Origin of the sequence: Alistipes sp. An66, from assembly GCF_002161445.1 — a bacterium.
Taxonomy (GTDB): Bacteria; Bacteroidota; Bacteroidia; order Bacteroidales; family Rikenellaceae; genus Alistipes; species Alistipes cottocaccae.
Map to the genome: position 1 here is coordinate 431,834 of NZ_NFHT01000001.1, position 19,238 is coordinate 451,071.

Here is a 19,238-nt window from a genome sequence, read left to right on the forward strand (position 1 = left end):
ATGTTACGGCAATGAAAGCTATTCTGAAAACGATACTGATCCTGGCAGCCGGGGCTTCGACGGCGTGCGATGCGCTGTGGGATCTGAACATGGAACCCGGCAAACCAGTCTATGCCGACCAGGGTATGAAAGGTACGGTTGAGGGAAACCTCACGGCTGCATACAGCATGTTGCTTTATGCCGAAGTGATGGGTGAATACTATTGGGGGCAGATCGGCGGCATGGATACCGATGAATCCTTCCGTTACAATGTCAGCAACCAGAACAACATACCGAATGCCCATAACATTGTCCCTTCGTCTACCTCCGTGCGGGAGTTCTGGAAGAATCTTTATAAGATCAACGAGTTCTGCAATACGGCCATCATGATGGCCGAAACGGCTTCGGATATGACGCAGACCGAGAAGGATGATGTTTGCGGACAGGCCATGGTGCTCAAGGCGTTCAGCCACTTCACGCTGGCTATGAATTACGGCCCGGTTCCCATCAAAAGCGTGGCCTCTTATGAGATGGGGCTCGATACCGGGTTGGAGCGTGCTCCCCTCAAGGATGTCTGCCAGTATGCGCTCGATCTGTGCCGCGATGCCATTCCGTTGCTCAAGTCCCTGGATCAGACCGGTAACTGCGGAGTCATCACCAAGTCGGCGGCCGAGGCGCTCTCGTATCGCATCGCACTGTACATGGCCTCGCATCCCGACATCCAGGATACGGACAAGTACAACGACGTCATCAAGTGGGCCGACGAGTTCATCCAGAACGGTCCCAACCGATTGAATACAGCTACGCTTACGGTGAACAACGAGACGCTTCCGGCCTATGCGCGTCTGTTCGTGAACAACATGCGCAGCGATGCCACCTGGAACAGCGAAAACCCCGAGGGAATCTGGTCGATCATGTTCTTCGCCAAGTCGGTCAATTCGGGCGAGTATCAGGGTGGGCGTTACAAGACGGCGCAGCGCCTGGGCAGCCAGATGGGTATTCCCTGTCCGGACCGGACGGCCAATTCGCCGATCGGCTACGCCGACCTGACCTATCGGGCGCTGAACAACCTCTACGACAAGTATGTTGGGTCGGATTCGAAACCCTATCCGGCCGGTGACTTGCGCCGCGACTGGAACATTCCGACCTTCTGCTACAAGAATGTCAGCAGCGACGAGCTGGCCGACGGCTATTCGGCCACGACCCGCTACGCCTATTTCAAGGTCTACATGCCGGAGGGGATCACCTGGGACCGGGAGGCGGTCTTTCTGCCGGTCATCGATCGGGAGACCTGGACCTATGGGTCGGGCAACCTGAAGACAATCCAACTCGAGGAGGGGGGCAGTGGATACACCAATGCCGCCGGGCAGACGACCTTTACGGTCGAGATTCCGCGCATCTCGCGTCCGCAGACCATGGCAAGCTTCAATAAGTCCGTGGGTGGTATCATCGGTTACAAGGCCGGCAATTCGCTCGATGCGACGACCGGCATGCAGCGGATCAACGCCTGCAATCAGAACGACGGCGTGCGGATCGAAGTTGTGGACGGAGTTGTCACTTCGGTTACGCGGCTCAACCCGTCGGCCGCCAACCTGGGAACGGGCTTTGCCATGGTCACCGAACGGGGAATCGGAAAGTGGCGCCGCGAATACGAAACCGATCTGCCGCCGATCCGCGAACAGTGGGTGACGGCATGCCATTTGCCCGTACTGCGTTTTGCCGATGTGTTGCTCATGGCTGCCGAGGCCCATCTGATGGGCAGCGAGGGTAATCCGGCCAAAGGCCTCGAATACCTGAACCAGGTTCGTCGCCGCGCCTACGGTGTGGATGTGAATACGCCGAATCCCGAGGTCGACTTTGCAACCTATGATCTGGAAACGTTGATGGACGAACGCTCCCGGGAGTTGTGTTTCGAGGGAATCCGACGAATGGACCTGATCCGCTGGGATGCCTATGTCGGATCCTACAATGCTGTCGGACGGGTGATTGAGAGCAATCCCAACCACTCCTATATCAACTATGCCATCGACAAGTTGGGCAGCGATTACGCCAAATACAGTATCCTGCCCATTCCTTCGGATGAAATGGGGTTAGCGGCCGATACGTTCTATCAGAATCCCGGATGGTAATCCAAAATCATGCAAAAGCAACCATGAAAACACTGATCCATATTCTGTGTGCCGGAGTGGCCGGCATCGTCTGCTGCTCGTGCAGTGACGAATATAATGTCGATCCCATATCGGCAGTCAATCTGGATATCTCGGTTGACAATGACCTGCGCTTTGATGAGATAAATCAGGCTTATGTCACCCATCTGAACGATCCTGTCTCTTTCTCCTTTCGGGGCGATCTGGTCGATAATATTCTTTTCTATTCCGGTGAGATCGGACACGAGTACCGCTATCGGGATCGTGTGTATGCCGATCCGCAATGTGATCTGAAGCCTACGATCCTCATCCGGACGGGACTTTCGTCTCCACAGGCTGAAAAGAGTGCACGCTTCCGCTTTTTGGTCTCCCACGATTTGGAAGAGTATTCCGATCGGGCGGTTTCGCAGGCAACGTGGCTCGATGTGGGAGAACTCGATCTGCGGGACGGAAACAGAACCTCGTCCGATGTGACGCAGTATTATTATCCGACACTCGGCATTCAGAATGAAAGCGGGCTGACGGATGACTATACGGAGTGGCTCTCCGGTGAGTATGTTGTCTACGGAATCCAGGCCAAGAGCAATGAGGCTCAATATAACCGCTTGAAATTGCGCCAGTTTGATGTTTCGAACGTGGAGACTCGCGATTACAGTTTTACACTCGACGGCACTGAGGTCGTGGTCAAGAAGAGCCTCTCACACCCGATCTTTGAGGCGTTGTCGCCGTTCGATTCCAGTTTCAAGGTTACCAACGATGAGACTCCGGCCTGCTGGGCCTCGTATACCCCTTCGACCACCGTTCCCGAAGGAACCTCGGAGGTGGTTCCCAATTCGCAGCTCTACCGATGGAACGTAGCGGAGATGGGCCTGAAATACGGCGAAGGATCCGGTTATCCCTGGGTCCGGACCAATGCCGTGGGGCAGGATATCAAATGTACGTATGACACAGAAGTCTGGGAGCCCAACAAGAATATCGACCTCGGAAACGGCGTCATCGCCACGACGCCCACCGATGCGATGAAAAAACAGCCCAGCGAGTCGTGGTTGGTTTCACGGCGTCATCATGTTCGCCAGGTAAGCCGCGACGAGGTTTCCAGTTACGTGAAAATCAAGTCGATGAGCATGGTCTGGAATTTCAGCCATACATTCTTGGACAAGGGCCTTTATACGGTGACGTTCGTTCTCAATAACCAGAATCGGAACGAAACGGCAGAAAAGGTGGTGGAATTTAAAATAATTGTCATAGATTAGGACCGTGAAATGCCTCCGTTCGAGATGATGAGATCCCTTTTTGCCCTGCTTTTGTCTTTTCTGATCGCAGTTCCGGTTTGTGGCAGCACGAACTATTCGGTCAGCGACGGACTTTCGAACAGTTCGGTCAAGGCCATCTATCAGGACTCGATCGGTTACATGTGGTTCGGGACCAAAAACGGGCTCAACCGGTTCGACGGATACGAATTCAGAACCTATCACTACCGGCAGGAAGGGGAGCGTCAGAAGAATGATATCGTCAGCATCCAGGCTGACCGTCGGGGCCGTATGTGGATCGGAACCTTCAATGGCATCACGCTCTTCAATCCCTACACGGGGACTTTTGTCGACTTGCGAAGCCAATACACGGGCGAACTGCCTGTGGGCGTGGTTGTGGGAATCTGGATTTCCGGGGATGACGAGATTTGGGTGGCAACCAAGCGGGGACTTTTCCGCTTCGGGAAAGAGCGCTGTGAACCGGTCGAACGGTTCCGCAATCTCTATATCAATTCAATGTCGCACTGCGGAGGGAGCGATATTATTCTCGATGTGATTGGCGAAGGCCTGTTGTTGTACGATACCGAATCGGGTGAGGTGCGGCCGATCTCCGAATACGGGGGCGATGTGCGGCGCGATCCCGTCAACTGCTGCCTGTACGACGGAGATGCGACCACCTGGCTTTTTGTCGAAGCGGGACATGTGCTCCGTTATGATCTTCATACCGGAAAGACCCGGAAAGTGCAGGTGAAAATCCCGGAGAAGCGATGGTCCGGGAACAACCAGGTGCACGCCGTGATCAAACTCAATCGCGACTCGCTGTTGTTGGCCGCCGACGCCGGGGTGATGGTCTTCAATACGCGGGACAGCATTGTGACCTGTTATTCTGAACACAATCCTCGGGGCGATCTGCGTGAACCCGATGCACAGGGCCGTATCATGTCGATATTTCGGGATCGTGACGGTTCGTTGTGGATCGGAACTTTTGAGGACGGGATCTCGTTCTACAATCCACGCCTCTATTCAATCGGATTGATTCGCCTGCGGGATGACGGGACCGACAATCCGGTTCGTGTCATTTCGGATCTTGTGGAGGTGAATCGGAAGTTGATCGTCGGCTATCGTCGGGGGATTTCGATAGTCGATCTTTCCGACGGGCGGATTTCAGACCTCGATCTGACCCGACTCATTCACAAAGAGGGGGCTGAAAGCGAATTGTTTCACCTCGCGGGGTTGTCCGACGGAACCATCCTGATTTACATTCTCAATGTCGGGATCTTTTCGTTCGATCCCGATCGACAGACTCTTGTTCAGGTTTATGAGGGAATTTCGTCGACCTCTCAGATCCGGACCATCGAGGAGGATGCGGAGGGTAATCTGTGGTTTGCGGCCGATGAGTTGTGCCGGGTCGACCGCCGTTCAGGAGCAATATCCCGCGACCTGTCGACGAACTACAATGGATATACACGTTACATGCTCACGCAGGATATCTGTCGTGAGAAGAATGGCGACATGCTGGTGGGAACCCGGAACAACGGACTTTGGAGATATCCCTGTCAGCGAGGCTCAACCCCCGTATATTTCGAGACTGAACGAGTAGATCCGTCGATTCCCGATGACGCCAACATCAGCAAGATAGCCGTGGATGGACAGGGGCGTATCTGGATTGGGACTTATGATTCCGGCCTCTACATGTATGACAGTCGGAAGCGAAAGACCTGTCTGTTCAACGAGGAGAATGGACTGCCGCATAATACCGTGTATGGAATTGCCGAGGATGGTGATGGCCGCGTTTGGGTTTCGACGCTCAAAGGACTGTCGTTCATTGATGCAGAACGGCTTTCAGTCGTCTCCTATACGCAGGCCAACGGATATCCGCTTCGAGAAAATTCGAATCAGGCGATCCTGATGGCCTCCGATGGGAATATGTATGTTGGCGGAAATGGTGGTCTTGCCGTTTTTTCACCCCGGGAGTTGACCTCTTACAGGGAACATTCACCCCGGGTCTTTGTGTCTACGATCGAATCATTGAAGGGGGTGGATGATCGGGATCGGGCAACTTATGACAGTCCGGAGCAGCTTCTTAGGGTGCGCTTCCGGCATGCCAACACCTCGATCCGAATCAAGATCTCGACGTTAAACTACCTGTTTCAGTCGGCTTACCGTTATGCCTATCGGGTAGAAGATGTGGATGACGACTGGAACTATACGGACCGAAACGATCTGATTCTGTCGAATCTTCCCTACGGGCGTCATCTGTTGAAGATCAAGGCCTCGGACGAGTATGGCAATTGGAGTGACGTCGTTACCAAACAGGTTTTCGTCATCGTGCCGCCTTTCTGGCTCTGTACGGGGGCCCGGATCTTTTACGGATTTTTGAGTTTGACACTGTTGTTCTTCATTTTCAAATATCTGAATGACCGTCGCGCGTCGAAATACAAGCGGCTGATCGACCAACTCGAAAAGGAGAACATTGAAAAGGCCTACAAACTCCGCATTGATCTTTTTACGCAGTTCTCTCACGAGTTGCGGACGCCTCTGACGCTGATTACGGCTCCCACGGAGGATCTGCTCCGCGACGAATCGCTGCCCGAGAAGTTCGTCTATCCGATCCGGCAGATCGATAAGAATGCGAATCGGATACTTCTGCTTGTCAATCAGCTGCTCGATTTCCGGAAGATCGAAAACGGCAACATGAAACTGCGGTTGACGAAGATCGATTGCCGACAGTTTCTCACCGAAGAGCTCGAGAATTTCCGTACGGCCGCCGATAAGCGCGGTATTGGTTTGGATCTGGAGGAGGGGTATCTTCCGGATGACTTCTGGGCCGATGCGGATCTGCTGGACCGGGTGGTTGCGAATCTGCTTTCAAATGCAATCAAACATTCTCCGGACAATGCCCGGATCGAGATTGGAACCTGTTGCTCTGAAGAGGGGCTGTTGCGTATTTATGTCCAGGACTACGGCGAAGGAATTGATGAAATTGACCAGGAGAAGATTTTCGAACCGTTCTATCAGGTCCCGACGCCTCGCAGGCTTCGCAGTTTTGGCAGTGGAATTGGACTGACACTTGTCAAGTATGTGACGACTCTTCACAAGGGTCGGGTCTGGGTTGAGAGCCGGAAGGGTGAAGGAAGCCGGTTCGTGCTGGAGTTCCCGCTGGGCTATGTACACTACCAACCCGACGAGTTGTTGTACCCTGTTCCGGATATTGATTTGCGTGAGACAATTCAGCCGATTTCACGGAAGGAGGAGATCCAACCGGTTCCGGCAGAGGATCCAAAGTTGATAGAGGAGGTGGAGAAGAAAGAATCTCCTGTTCTGCTTATTGTAGAGGACGACGAGGAGTTGCGGAACTATATCCGCCGCAAATTCGAGAAAAACTACCGGATTCTGGAGGCGGCCGACGGCGTGGAGGCCTTCGAACTGGCGCGGGCCCATATTCCGGATCTGATCCTGAGCGATGTGATGATGCCCAACATGAATGGGGTCGAACTTTGCCGCCGAATCAAGGAGGAGCTGACAACGGCCCACATTCCGGTGATTCTGCTGACCGCCAAATCGGAGAAAGAACAAATCGAAGAGGGATACCAGGCCTTGGCAGACGACTATGTGCTCAAGCCTTTCAGTAGCAAAATACTTCGAGTAAAGATCGAGAGTCTGATCGCCAATCGGGCGAGATTGCGGGAGCTCCTTTCGGCAAGTCTCAAACAGACGGATTCAGTCACGGCAGAGACTAAAAGCGAGGACCCCTTCTTTCGAAAATTGGTCGAACTCATCAAGTCACGGGTTGAGATTACGGACCTTTCGGTCAATGATCTCTATCCGGAGATGGGCATCAGCCGGGCACAGTTCTTTCGTAAGGTAAAGGCTATTTCGAATCTTTCGCCGAACAGGCTGATCGTGAGTATCAAGATGAATATTGCGGCCGATATGTTGCGTGAAGGCCGGCTTACCGTTTCCGAGGTGGCCTACAAACTCGGATATACCGATCCGTCCTATTTCAGTAAGGTTTTCAAGGGTACCTATGGTATCTCTCCTTCGGATTACCTCCATAAAAATGCCTGAAAATACGTCTTGACCGGTCGATTGAGACGGAATTACCCGGATTTGATATGAATTCAAGGATTCCAAGGCGTCCGATTGTGTAGCTTTGTTTCGGAGTCCAAACTACTACCGTCATGCAGAACCTATTCTATCGGCATTTTGTCGCTTTGGGGTTGTGTGCCCTCGTCGGGATCTCCTGTACCAAGGCTCCGGAGGATGAGCCGGGAGCACCGGCCTCGGGAGAAAACTATCCAGACAAATACATCTATACCAATGCCGTTTTTTCGATGGACGAGGTGCCGTCGGACGAGCCTTCGTCTGATATTGCAGCCCGGGAGAGCCGGCTTGTCGCCCGGAAGACGACCTTTTTCGCTAATCTCGACCAGGCTATCGCCAACGGAACATTGAGTCAGTGGCTCTCGACCTATCACAAGGAGTTCACATCGGAGACCGATGCCGCAGAACCCTATACAGTGTTGGCGCAACTGCTGTCGCGGATGCCGGAGTACACCCCGGCGCTCAAGCCGGCACTGGTCGAGTTGCTTCGAGCAAAGATTCCGCACAATATAGAGGTCTATGAGGCGGAGGCCGCCAAGGATCGTGCGGCGGGCTACGACGGCTATCCGCGTGATCTCAATACGGTCCATCCGGTGCGTTATGCACTGGAGAGCGCTTATGCGCTGAAATTGCTCGACTGCTACGATGCAGAATCAGAAGCGTTGGTTAAGCAGTTGATCGAGGATTGTGTCGAAAACCGGGCCTACTATTTTGACGGGACCTACCTGACGAGCGGTTACAACAAGGAGATTTTTGCCGTGGATATTGCTTTTTGGGTCAAGATGCTTTACGGCGATCAAACCTATCCGCTGACGGTGAAGACCTTCGAAAATGTCTGGACGAACGTGACCGTCACCTCTTACGACGGCGATAATTCGCCGCACTACGATTCGACCACGGGTTTCTATCTGATTCTGCGTTGGGGTCTGCTTCTGGGCCGGGAGTATGATCTGGCTGCATCGCCCCATATCCGGCGGATCATGGACCGGATGGCGAAGACCGTGATGAACTCGGGACAAAGCGGCAAGTTCGGCAAGTCGATGGAGAATCTCTATTCCTCGAACAAGGAGCTGGCTATCGACGGAGGACGGCTCTTGTCGTGGGATCTGAAGGTGGGTTACCGCCTTTATAATGATCCGAATTACCTTTATATCGCCCGTAAATACGAGGATCTGCGTTTCAATTCGCGGAATGTCTCGCGCTGGAAGGGGAGCATCTATGACCTGTGGCCCGAAGGAATCAACTACGAAGGGCAGACGGCTCTTCCGACATCGGATTTCGGGACGGTTCATGTCACGGAGCGGATCACCTCGCAGAACGGGGTGATGCTGGGCCGTGGCGACGCCAACTACAAGACCGTGCAGGACAAGATCATCCTCTCGACGGGCCGCCACCCGAACTCGCCGAGTATGCTCATCGACATGAGCTATACGCAGTCAAAGGCGGCCTACGACCACCGGATCGGCATCACTACCTATCAGTTCATGTCGGCGCACATGGCGACTGTGCTGGGGCGTCCGGGCGAACCGTTCCGGATCAACCGCCCGATGGTCGCACCCGTTTCGGTTGCCGATTTTCCCGTGCTGAAGGTCGAGCAGGGCGATGTCTGGCCCTCGTCGGCTTACAAGGCGGTGATGGGTTACGATGAAAAGACCGACTATGCGATCGGCGATTACCGTGCCGCGGCAATCTGTTCCTATGCGGCCTGGTGCGATATAGCCTATACTAAATTCGAGTATGAGGGGGTGAGTGCGCGTCGGCAAATCGTTTTGTTGAACAATGGTATGGCAATCGTTTTCGATCGCCTCGAAAATCGCAGCGGAATGCCGCTGAATGCGGCCGTGACCTACAACCTGTGGCCTTCGATCGAACAGCAGGGTGAGCGTTGGGTGATGCAGACCGGCCATGTGCCGACTACGGTTTCGGTGCCGGCCGTTGCGGAGATCCCGACTGCTTTCTTCTTCCCGCAGACTGCCACCTCGACGCGAATGCGGGTCGAGACCGATGATTTGTGCTCGAGCTACGAGCGAGGTAAGACCCGGATTCTGGTGCTGGAATCGACCGAACCTCTTCAACCGGGAGAGACCGCTGAACTGTTGGCTCTCATTGTCCCCGTCAAAAAAACGGAGAGTATCGGCGCATTCCTCGACAATGTCGAATGCGAGGCTGTCGACGAAGGGTATCTGCTCTACCTGCCTTCGCCGGCAGATAAGGCCGACAAGATCGTTTTGCGCCGTGACGGAGCCCCCGTAGTCAACGATATGATCGTCGTGCAATGAGACGATCTGACCGGAGATTGAGATTTTTTGACCCGGAGTCACCGGGATACGATCTTAATTTTGTTCTGGTGAAAAGACATATATTACTTACCTAAATGTTTGACATATGAATCTCAGAAAATTGTTTTTTACAGCGGGTGCGCTGGGCATGTTGCTGCTGGGCGCCGCTTGTCAGGACGAAGAGACCGAGGTCCCGAACGACAATATACCGCAGGAGCCCGGTGACGATACGCCGTCGACTCCGACAGAGGAGACCGTGCCGTTTACCTTTTCAGTGAGCAATGCATCGGATTTGAAATCGGAAAATCTCGGCATCCTGTTGTTTTATGAAGATGGTACACAAGTCAATGAGACGTTGATCCAAGCCGAACCGGATCCTGAACAATCCGGATTCTATGAATTCGAAGCGGAGGTCAATTCGGCTAAGAAGGTGGATCGCATGCTGGTGATTGCCCCCTGCAATTCGGCGCTCGAACTGATGGAGGAACAACACTCCTTCGGTCAGATGATCCCGACAGTTCAGCAACCCGCCGCCGATGCCTGCGATGCGGATGCGGATGTGCTGGCCGCTTGGGCCCCTCTCGATGACGGGCAAATATCCGTTGAACTGAACTCGGTAGCCACCCCTGTCGAACTCTCGATTCAGGGACTAGCCGACGGGGAGAAGATCCGTTCGGCAGGGCTCTCCGGCTCGGCTGCCCTTTCGGGTTTTGCGCTTGTCGACTGGATGCAGGAACCGCTTGCCATTTCTGGTTTTGCAGCAGATCGCTCTTCAACCAGTCTGACGGCCATTTACCCCGAAGGCCTTGCTGCAACGACTATCCATCTGCTGACGGCCTCGACCGGTCTCGTCTCTCCCGATGTGTTTGTCATCACCGACAGCCGTTTGGTGAAGATCGCTGCGGGATCCGTCACCTTTTCCGGGAGCGACAAACTTTCGGCGTCGGTTGATCTGAACCAAGCGGAGTCGGAACAGGCGCTGACGTTTGATTTTCTGAAGAGCGACGGCACGCCGGCCGCAACGCTTGACGGCGAAGCGTTCACGCTGGTGGGCAGCACCGGGGGAACGACCTATCGTTTCAATGCCCCGCAGTGCAACTTTGATGCGGAAACGGGCCTTTGTATGAAGGGTGATATGGCTACGCCGGGCGCCCTCTCCATTCCCAATATCGATGGCCGACAGGTAACACGTATTGTACTGTCGGTGGATACCCGCCCGGAGATGGCGGCACATGCCCTTTGGTTGGAGACGTTCAACGGCGAGAGCTGGGACAAGATCGATGGTACGGACAAGAGCGTCAGCCTGGAGACGGCCTTGCAGAACGGTGGGTACATCGAATTCGAGATTCCCAAGAAGAGTGTTTCTGCTATCGGGCAATTCCGGATTGCCAAAGGCGTGGAGGGGGTTCCGACCTATGTCCGTTCGATGACTCTTGTCCATGAGGAGAAATCCTGCACGTTTGATCCGGCCAGTGTCATTCCGAACGGCTTTGAGAGCGGTTGGAGGCGCTATGGAACGTCAAGCAGCCCGGACAACAATTACGATCAGGAGAAGGTGTTGGTAATTGATCCGGAAGTGTCTCATGTCGACGATGGCACGGGCTCGCTTCGAATTGGGGGTGTTGATTGTCTCAACAACTGGAAACCCTGGCAGTCGTGGGCTTACCAAGACATCGAGGTGGAGGCTGGTGCCACTTATAGAATCAGCGTCTGCATCAAGACCGAGAATATGCCGGCAACGGCCAATGTCTATCTGGGGTTGGGCTACAAGGACGCCAACAACCAGTGGATGAAGGGTTGGATTGAGGGAAATGATAACTTGACGGCTTATAATCATGTGACCTCACCCTGGGTGGACAAGGAAAAGGGCACGCACGACTGGATCACGCTGACGGCCGAAGAGACGGTTCCGGAAGGGGCCGTCAAGATGGGCAATCTTCAGGTTCGTCTTGACAATGTCATCACGGCTCCCGATGCCTATGTCTGGTTCGATGATATCCAGATGGTCAAAATCAGCGAATAATTTATTTTGAATAACAAAAATTTGAAGACAGCAGCTATGAAAAAGATATTTTTGATTCCGGCCGCACTGACGGCTCTCGTTCTTTGCTCGACGCATGCCCTGGCACAGGAGACTCCGGATGCCGGGCAGATCAACATCCTGGAAAACGGACAGATCGACGGGCTCACCGAATGGGTCATCGTCGGGGTAGCCGACAAACCGGAGAACAACTATGTCAAGGAGCAGATTCTTGCTTATGATGCGAACGAGTCACACGGCTCCGATTGGTCGGGGTCACTCAAAATCGGGAATATCGATCTCAAGAATGGGTTCAAACCGTGGCAGGCGTGGCGCCACCGTGACATCCTGATCGAGCCGGGGGCCACGTATGCCATCAGCGTATGGGTCAAGACGGCCGATATGCCCAAGACGGCCAACGTCTATCTGGGTTTCGGTTTCAAGAGTGAAGACAACAAGTGGCTGACGGGCTGGATTCCGGGATCTCCCGAGAAGAACAGCATCGATCACCGTACCTCGCTGTGGATCGACAAGACGAAAGGAACCCATGACTGGGTGGAGCTTACCGGAACAGTGACGGCCCCCAAAGATGCAGTCAAGATCGGTTATTTGCAGGCTCGTGTCGACAATATCATATCGGCTCCCGAGGCGAAAGTTTGGTTCGATGACTTCAAGATTGTCAAGGTAAAATAGCCTGCGGACCCTACACTCCGATGAACCCGTAATACTATTACGGGTTCATCTTACTCCGGAAACAACACATGAAATTCAAGTGACAGAAGGAAAATGAAGAGACTGTTTCTTGCCGCTCTGGTTTTGGCGTTCGGATTTGGAGCGCTGAGTCCGGTCCGGGCAAACGCCCTTGTGCTCGAAAAGAACGGGCATTTGGATTTTACCCGAAAAGACAATCTTGCCCTGCCGACTTACAATTGGCCGAGGACATTGCTGTGCTATCCGGTCGATTTTGAGGGTGGAATCCGGAGCGCTGCGGAACTGACGCTGATCGACAACCGCACCTCTCGCCCCGTTCCTTTCCAATTGGCTCGGGTGGTGAAGTCCGGAGAACGGATTGTGACGGCGGATCTTCATTTCTTCGCGTCGCTTCCCTCCGGAGGAGACTACTCCTTTACGTTGAAGCGTGAGGCCGCGGGCCCCGTTGTAGAAACTCGGCCCGTGATTTCGCAGAACGTCGGTGGTCGGCATACGGTCTCCAATGGAATACTGCGGGTTACCCTCCCGGTCTCGGTTTCGCTCGATGCTGACCGTGCCGAGGCTCCGGTTTTTGCCAAGGATGCCGCGACGGGAGCCCGCAGTGTGGGGCAAATCGTCTCAAAGGGGCCCCGGATCCGTTCCGTAGATGTTTCCGAGGTGGAGAGCGGTCCTCTGTTTGCACAGTATGCCATGACCTACAGATTCGGAAACGATGCGGCTTATCGGCTCGATATCAAGGTGGTGAGCGGTTATCCGTTCGTTATCCTCGACGAGCGGATCGAAGGCCTGACGGTGCAGGACAGCGTCCGAATGGAGTTGACGTGGGCGGATTTTGCCCCGGTCTACCGCTATCCCTTGCAATGGGATCGGACCTTCGACAGTCGCTTCCCGTGGTATCGGATCGATGAGCCGGTCTATACGAACTATTGCCGCGAAGATCCCGCCTGGACGGGGCGCGGTACGCTTGAAAACGTAGCCGAACGGATGTTGTTCCGACTGACCCCCTTCGGCGGGAACTCCGTGCGCGAACAGGTGCCGTTGATCTCTTTTTGGGAGGAGAAGGGCGATGAACTCGGCATATTTGTCTGCGACCATGAACGATGGGATGATGGACAATATGGTATTTGGCAACAAGGCCCCGATCTGTCAGTGGGCTTCCGGTACCGGGACAAGCAGCTCGGATTTCTCTATCCACTGGTGAGCGGCACCCGCTCTACGGCTATCGCTCTCTACGGGGTGGATGAAGGGGAACGGGCCTGCGAGATGTTCGACCGGGCGTTGGATGCGATCGGAGGGTCGATGACCGGGAAAAATACGGCTTACCGGTATGCAACGCTGCTTCACAGTCAGTATGCGCTGTTGAATCTCGATCGGGTCAAGAACTGGCAGTTGGAATATCCCAAAGAGGGCGCCCGGGGGAAGATCCCCTTCCAAAGACCGCTTCCGAAGAGTTCGCCCGAAGAGTTCCTCAAAGAGGTGAAGCGTTCGTGTATGGCCTACTATATGATGGGGTTGAACGGTTATCCCGGCGTGCATTCGATCGAACATCGCAACTTCTACGGGCGTCTGACTCAAGGGTATCTGGACAATTATCAGTTGCTGGACAATACGCAACGTCGCCAGGTTGAGGCACTGCTTCTGCTGGCCGGATATGTCAACATGACCGAGGCGATGAATGCCATCCGGACCTGTCTGGCCGGTACGGCCAACATGGCTGCCGATGGATGGTCTGTCACCGGCGTGCTCTCGGCACTTTTCCCCGAGCATGAGATGGCACGCACATGGGCCGATTTCTTCGCCAAGAGTCTCGAAATTTACGGAATCTTCTATACCCGGCCCGATGTACCCCGTTATGAGTCGTTCGGGGGACGCTGGGTCGAGAGCCTCGGCATCTACAACTGGGCCTACTTCAAACCGACCGTTGCCGCCAATCTGGCATTGTGGTCCACACGGGGCGAGAACCGTTTCCCTGGGCTACAGATGGCCCGGCGGGGGCGTTGGATGACCGACATGCTGACGGCTCCGGTGCGGGTTCGCACCTCGGCGGATTCGACCGAGCGCTTGCAGCGGGTCTATACGGCTCACGGAGCCCATTCGGGTGGACGCTTCGTCGAGCAGTACTCGTATGTCTACCAGTTGGCCCGCTTCCTGGAAAATTACGATCCGATGCAGGCCGAACACCTTTATTGGGGGCGTGACATGGGTCGGGCCCCCGAAGGCAAACCCAACGACAGTTGTTGGGACGATGTCTTTGCCGCCTGCTCCGAGACCTCGAACAACGGAACCGACCCGCATCTGAAGAGTGTGAAATATACGGGGCACGGCATTATCCTGCGTGCCGGAGTGGGGACTCCGGAGGAGCTCTCGATTCATCTCGACCAAGTGGACAAGGGGCCGAACTACCGCTGGGGTAACCAGGGCAGCGGCCACTCCGGCGGACTCTACTTCTATGCCGGCGGGAAGATCTACTGCGGACACGAGAACGAAGCGGCTGGCGACCATACGCAGAACGATACGGACGGCGTGACGAACTTCGGGGTCATGAAGGACGGAACCTTCCGGACGGTGGGATACAATGAACTTACGGCTCCGCTCTATGATTTGGACATTGCTCAATATGCCGAGGTTCGCTCGTCGGAGAAGGATGGCTATTCGTGGCCGGAGTACCTGTCGCGGAGCATCCTGCTCGTTGGTACCGATTATTTCCTGATCTACGACCAGACCGGCACGAACTGGCGGGCCTACCACCGCTTTTCGTGGTTCGTCCACAAAAAGGACCAACTGCCCCGGATCTTCTTTTTCGGGGCGCCGGCCCGCAGGGATCACTGGTATACGGCTCAGACGGAGAATTCGCGGGGCTTTTACCGGGACAACTACGGATCGTTGCTGACACTGGTTACGCACAAGGAGGGGGTGAAGCCGCTGGGCGGACGACTCCAGAAACCCTCGCTACTGGCCTCCGAAGAGGTTTACGAGCACCGCAGTGACCGTCGGGGTATCGAGTATGAGGGGATCTGCGAGATCGCAACGCCCCGCAGCCGGGATATCATCTTCCGCAACGGCCGGGGGCTGCATTGCCAGGAGCCCAATTATGCCTTCGAGGGCGAGGCGGGGCTGATCCGGCGGATGAACTCCGGAGAGATTCAGATGGCGCTCTTCCGCGGCTCGAAGATCGCATACGGTCCGCTGGCCATGGAACTCGAGGCGCAGGGGGATTGTGCCGTGGCGATGACGTTCCGGAATCCTTCGTCGGCCACCGGCCGCTACAAGAGTTATGGCGCGGCGACGTTGCGGATCCGAGGACTCAAGGGCGGTAGGCTTCATATCGACGGCGTTCCGGCTACGCTTTCCGGGCAGGAAATCGATCTGCCTGTCGGCGAACATGTGATCGAATATACGCGGGAAGAGGCCGTCCCGATGCCGTCGCTTGTCGCCTCGGCGGAGTATACGCCGCGCGGGGCCGAACTGGTGATCGGGAAGGCCCCGTCGGCTCGGGAGGTAGTCATCGAACTGTCGGACGACGGCGGTAAACAGTGGCGGGAGGTTGGCCGGTGCGACGGCAATACTTTCGCATTGAAACATCTTCGTCCCGGCAAATACCACGTCCGGGCCGTATCGCTCAACGGCGGCAAACGAGCCGACTCGGCTCCGGAATACCCCCTCTATGTCGACGAGCGCAAACCGCATGCCCCCGAAGGGGTGAGGTTGCGATTGGGGGAGCGAAGTGCTACCCTTTCGTGGGGAACAGTGCCGGGCGTGCGTCGTTATGTGCTCTATCGGCAGAATCCCGGTTCGGGCCGGTTCCGGGTCGTCTACGAGGGGGAGGCCACGACCTTTACGGACCGGAATCTGTCGGGAGTGCGTCCTTGTGACCGGTATCCGTCGGATCGTCCGTTGGAGGCAGATCGGTCGGCTTTCTACAGATATTGTGTTGTGGCCGTTAACGGACGGGGCACGAGCGAACGTTCGGCGGTCGTCGATACGGATCCCGCGTCGTGGGCCAACTGGTATCCCGCCACGGAATTGCGGTTCAAACGTCGTTCTGCCTTCTGGATGGAGCCCTATGTCCCTATGGACGAGGAGTCTGCCCCCTATTACCCGGATTGAAAACAATATTAATACTACCAATATGAATTTTCGAAATACGTCGATGTCGATCTTCGTATGGATCCTTTTTCTGACCGGTGTTTTTGCCGTAGGATGCAATGATCGAGAGTGTACAGACCTTTCGGCCGGATCTTTCCCGGCGAAGGCTGATCCGGTTGAGATCGGGAAATTACTTACCCGTCGGTTTATTGCCGATCCCTATTCGCAATACGGAAGTCCGCTCCGAATCCATGAGCCGCGAACGCAGGTCACTTATCCGGATGTCTGTGCCTGGCTCGGAGGTCTTTGGTTTGCCCATGAAATTGGAGACAGGGAGTTGAAGCAGGGGCTGATCGACAAGTTCGAGCCGCTGTTTTCGAAGGACTCCTGTCTGCAGCCTAAACCCAACCATGTGGACAACAATGTCTTCGGAGCGGTTCCGTTGGAGATCTACATGCAGACGCATGATCCGCGGTGCCTGAAACTGGGTATGATGTATGCCGACAGCCAATGGACCCTACCCGCGGGGTGGTCGCTCGATTCGATGCATGTCCAAAAGAGTTCGATGTATGGCGATTTTGTCGATGCCGGGCTTTTCTTGGCACCGCAGAAAGAGTGGGCCGACCGGGGTTATTCGTGGCAGACCCGCTTCTGGCTCGACGACATGTTCATGATCACGGCGATTCAGTCGCAGGCCTACCGGGTAACGGGTGATGAGAAATACATTGATCGCGCAGCCCGGGAGATGGAGCTTTATCTGGATTCGATCCAGCGTCCGTCGGGTCTTTTCGATCATGCTCCGGGGGCGCCGTTCGCATGGAGCCGCGGCAACGGATGGATGGCTGTCGGGATGGCTGAATTGCTGCGGGTCCTGCCCGAGGATAATATGCACCGTGAACGGATCATGACTGGCTATCTGAAGATGATGCGGACGCTGCTCAACTGTCAGAGCAAAAGCGGCATGTGGCTGCAGGTGGTCGACGATCCGACGATGTGGGAGGAGTCGTCGGGTACGGCGATGTTCACCTATGCGATGATCGTCGGCGTGAAGCGGGGGTGGCTGACCGATCCGGCCTATGCCCGGGCGGCCCGCAGGGGATGGCTGGCTCTCTGTGATCGCATTACGGCAGATGGTTATGTTGAGGACGTTTGTGAAGGGACCATGCTCGGTACGACCAGTGACCATTATCGTAGCAAAAAACGGCTGACGGGCGATGTCCATGGACAGGCACCTGTCCTTTGGTGTGCGTATGCCTTGATTGCGGAATGATATCCTGATGAGGGTTCCTGTCCGGAGGCCCCGAGCTTGAAGTCGAAAACAGCGTGATGGTTTCAGATCGGCGGGTTGATTGGTTTGAGAGGGAGATTGTCGGCCGTGAGGTTCTTCTCGATCTCGATTCACTCTTCCGGTTGTACAGATTCAGGCAACACCGTATCATGGTCGCCCTTTTGTCCTCGTTTTTGGACCGGGACGAGTATTTATGACGGGAATTGGAGCTTGTAGTTGGATTCTTGTTGATGGACCATTCGATAGAAAAGTTTGGGTTTGACTTGGGAGAACCTCGCTTTGCGAGGCAGGCGACAGGTATAGTTTCGGTATTTGTAAAGAACAAGTCCACTCCAGAAAAGACACCTCCGAAACGATAAATCACGGGCAGATTCTCCGCTGCAATATTACGTGAATCTTCTGGGATTAGAGAATGTTGCTGTCGGTACAGAAAGGCCTCCGCAGCCCTCTCCGTTGTCTTGCAAGTAAACGACCAACAATCCATTCATGAAACTGCTGTCGAATTTATCCATCAATCCTGTTTTTCAGGATTTCGGGATCAAGCTCCCATCATCTGTTCTTTCGCGATGAGATACTTTCCATTGTTTGTGCAGGATCCTTTTGGATACAGTAAGAAAAGCGGCCCTAGAATTTGGGGCCTACTTTTCTGGAAAAAGGGATGGTTTCGGTATGAAACAAAATTCTTCTGTATATTTTTATGAACGCAAACGGTTGAAAATGAGTTGTTGATGGAAATAATGCGCCCTGTTTTAGTTGCAGATTCTGAAAAAAATAGTAAGTACTTGATAACCAATAGAACCTGAAGGAAAATAGCCGTAAATACATTGTGGCCTGTTCGGTGTATTGCAGTCAGGTGAAAGCTTTAGTATATTGATATATTGAGTGTTGCTTAATGGATTCAGCTCCCTCGCTATACGAATATCTCCCCGGCCCGTTACATGCAACAGTTCCGTTTGCAGGACGCTTGTTGTTTGTTACTGAGTACAGCTATGAGTATCAATAAAATTGCTTTTCGGGTCAATTATAGAGATGCCTACTACTTTTCGAACATGTTTTGTCGCAATCTGGATATGATTCCGCTCGAATATCGCAATCATTTCGGAGGCGAGAAATAAAAGAATTAACTTTCCCTATGTTCTGTAAATTAATAAATAGGAGTATTTATTGATTTAATGATTATCTTCAAACTCGCAGAACCACATACCATTTATCTATTATTTATTCTCATTACTGTCCCGTAAAAGTGGATAAATAATTCTTTGAAATTATTGAAATATAGTCAATTACGTGTTTTCTTGAGATGAAACGGACTTGATTTTGCAACTTTGCAGTCTAATACAAATGGCTGCTATGTTCCAAGACAAATACGTATTC

9 protein-coding genes are annotated in these 19,238 nt (G+C 54.2%); all 9 read left to right on the top strand.

Going from position 1 to position 19,238, the window contains the following annotated elements:
- Window positions 1-11: 11 nt before the first annotated feature.
- The 9 genes from B5G16_RS01745 to B5G16_RS01790 all read left to right on the top strand — a co-directional run bounded on the left by B5G16_RS01745 (window position 12) and on the right by B5G16_RS01790 (window position 18,979).
- Complete coding sequence (locus B5G16_RS01745; RefSeq protein WP_087260462.1) at window positions 12-2,108, top strand: RagB/SusD family nutrient uptake outer membrane protein; 2,097 nt, start codon at window positions 12-14, stop codon at window positions 2,106-2,108.
- A gap of 23 nt (window positions 2,109-2,131) precedes the next feature.
- Window positions 2,132-3,379: a DUF5017 domain-containing protein gene (locus B5G16_RS01750; protein ID WP_087260464.1), complete on the top strand. Its 1,248-nt coding sequence runs from the start codon at window positions 2,132-2,134 to the stop codon at window positions 3,377-3,379.
- Window positions 3,380-3,403: 24 nt separating this feature from the next.
- Complete coding sequence (locus tag B5G16_RS01755; protein WP_162612000.1) at window positions 3,404-7,444, top strand: hybrid sensor histidine kinase/response regulator transcription factor; 4,041 nt, start codon at window positions 3,404-3,406, stop codon at window positions 7,442-7,444.
- 113 nt (window positions 7,445-7,557) lie between these two features.
- On the top strand, window positions 7,558-9,759 hold the full coding sequence (locus tag B5G16_RS01760; RefSeq protein WP_143260805.1) for a hypothetical protein: 2,202 nt from the start codon (window positions 7,558-7,560) through the stop codon (window positions 9,757-9,759).
- A gap of 106 nt (window positions 9,760-9,865) precedes the next feature.
- The gene (locus tag B5G16_RS01765; protein WP_087260471.1) at window positions 9,866-11,782 is read left to right on the top strand and encodes a carbohydrate binding domain-containing protein; all 1,917 of its coding nucleotides are present in this window, start codon (window positions 9,866-9,868) and stop codon (window positions 11,780-11,782) included.
- A gap of 36 nt (window positions 11,783-11,818) precedes the next feature.
- Window positions 11,819-12,472, top strand: a complete 654-nt coding sequence (locus B5G16_RS01770) for a carbohydrate binding domain-containing protein (protein WP_087260473.1) — start codon at window positions 11,819-11,821, stop codon at window positions 12,470-12,472.
- 249 nt (window positions 12,473-12,721) lie between these two features.
- Window positions 12,722-16,597, top strand: coding sequence for a fibronectin type III domain-containing protein (locus B5G16_RS01780; RefSeq protein WP_143260806.1), 3,876 nt, complete (start codon window positions 12,722-12,724; stop codon window positions 16,595-16,597).
- 22 nt (window positions 16,598-16,619) lie between these two features.
- Window positions 16,620-17,846 (top strand): glycoside hydrolase family 88/105 protein, encoded by a 1,227-nt coding sequence (locus B5G16_RS01785; protein WP_239405911.1) that lies wholly within the window; start codon window positions 16,620-16,622, stop codon window positions 17,844-17,846.
- 938 nt (window positions 17,847-18,784) lie between these two features.
- Window positions 18,785-18,979 (top strand): helix-turn-helix domain-containing protein, encoded by a 195-nt coding sequence (locus B5G16_RS01790; protein ID WP_262481313.1) that lies wholly within the window; start codon window positions 18,785-18,787, stop codon window positions 18,977-18,979.
- Window positions 18,980-19,238: the final 259 nt, after the last annotated feature.

Excerpts from the sequence above, each read along its gene's own strand:
- B5G16_RS01745 (WP_087260462.1), top strand. The coding sequence starts at position 12 with ATGAAAGCTATTCTGAAAACGATACTGATCCTGGCAGCCGGGGCTTCG.
- B5G16_RS01750 (WP_087260464.1), top strand. The coding sequence starts at position 2,132 with ATGAAAACACTGATCCATATTCTGTGTGCCGGAGTGGCCGGCATCGTC.
- B5G16_RS01755 (WP_162612000.1), top strand. The coding sequence starts at position 3,404 with ATGATGAGATCCCTTTTTGCCCTGCTTTTGTCTTTTCTGATCGCAGTT.
- B5G16_RS01760 (WP_143260805.1), top strand. The coding sequence starts at position 7,558 with ATGCAGAACCTATTCTATCGGCATTTTGTCGCTTTGGGGTTGTGTGCC.
- B5G16_RS01765 (WP_087260471.1), top strand. The coding sequence starts at position 9,866 with ATGAATCTCAGAAAATTGTTTTTTACAGCGGGTGCGCTGGGCATGTTG.
- B5G16_RS01770 (WP_087260473.1), top strand. The coding sequence starts at position 11,819 with ATGAAAAAGATATTTTTGATTCCGGCCGCACTGACGGCTCTCGTTCTT.
- B5G16_RS01785 (WP_239405911.1), top strand. The coding sequence starts at position 16,620 with ATGAATTTTCGAAATACGTCGATGTCGATCTTCGTATGGATCCTTTTT.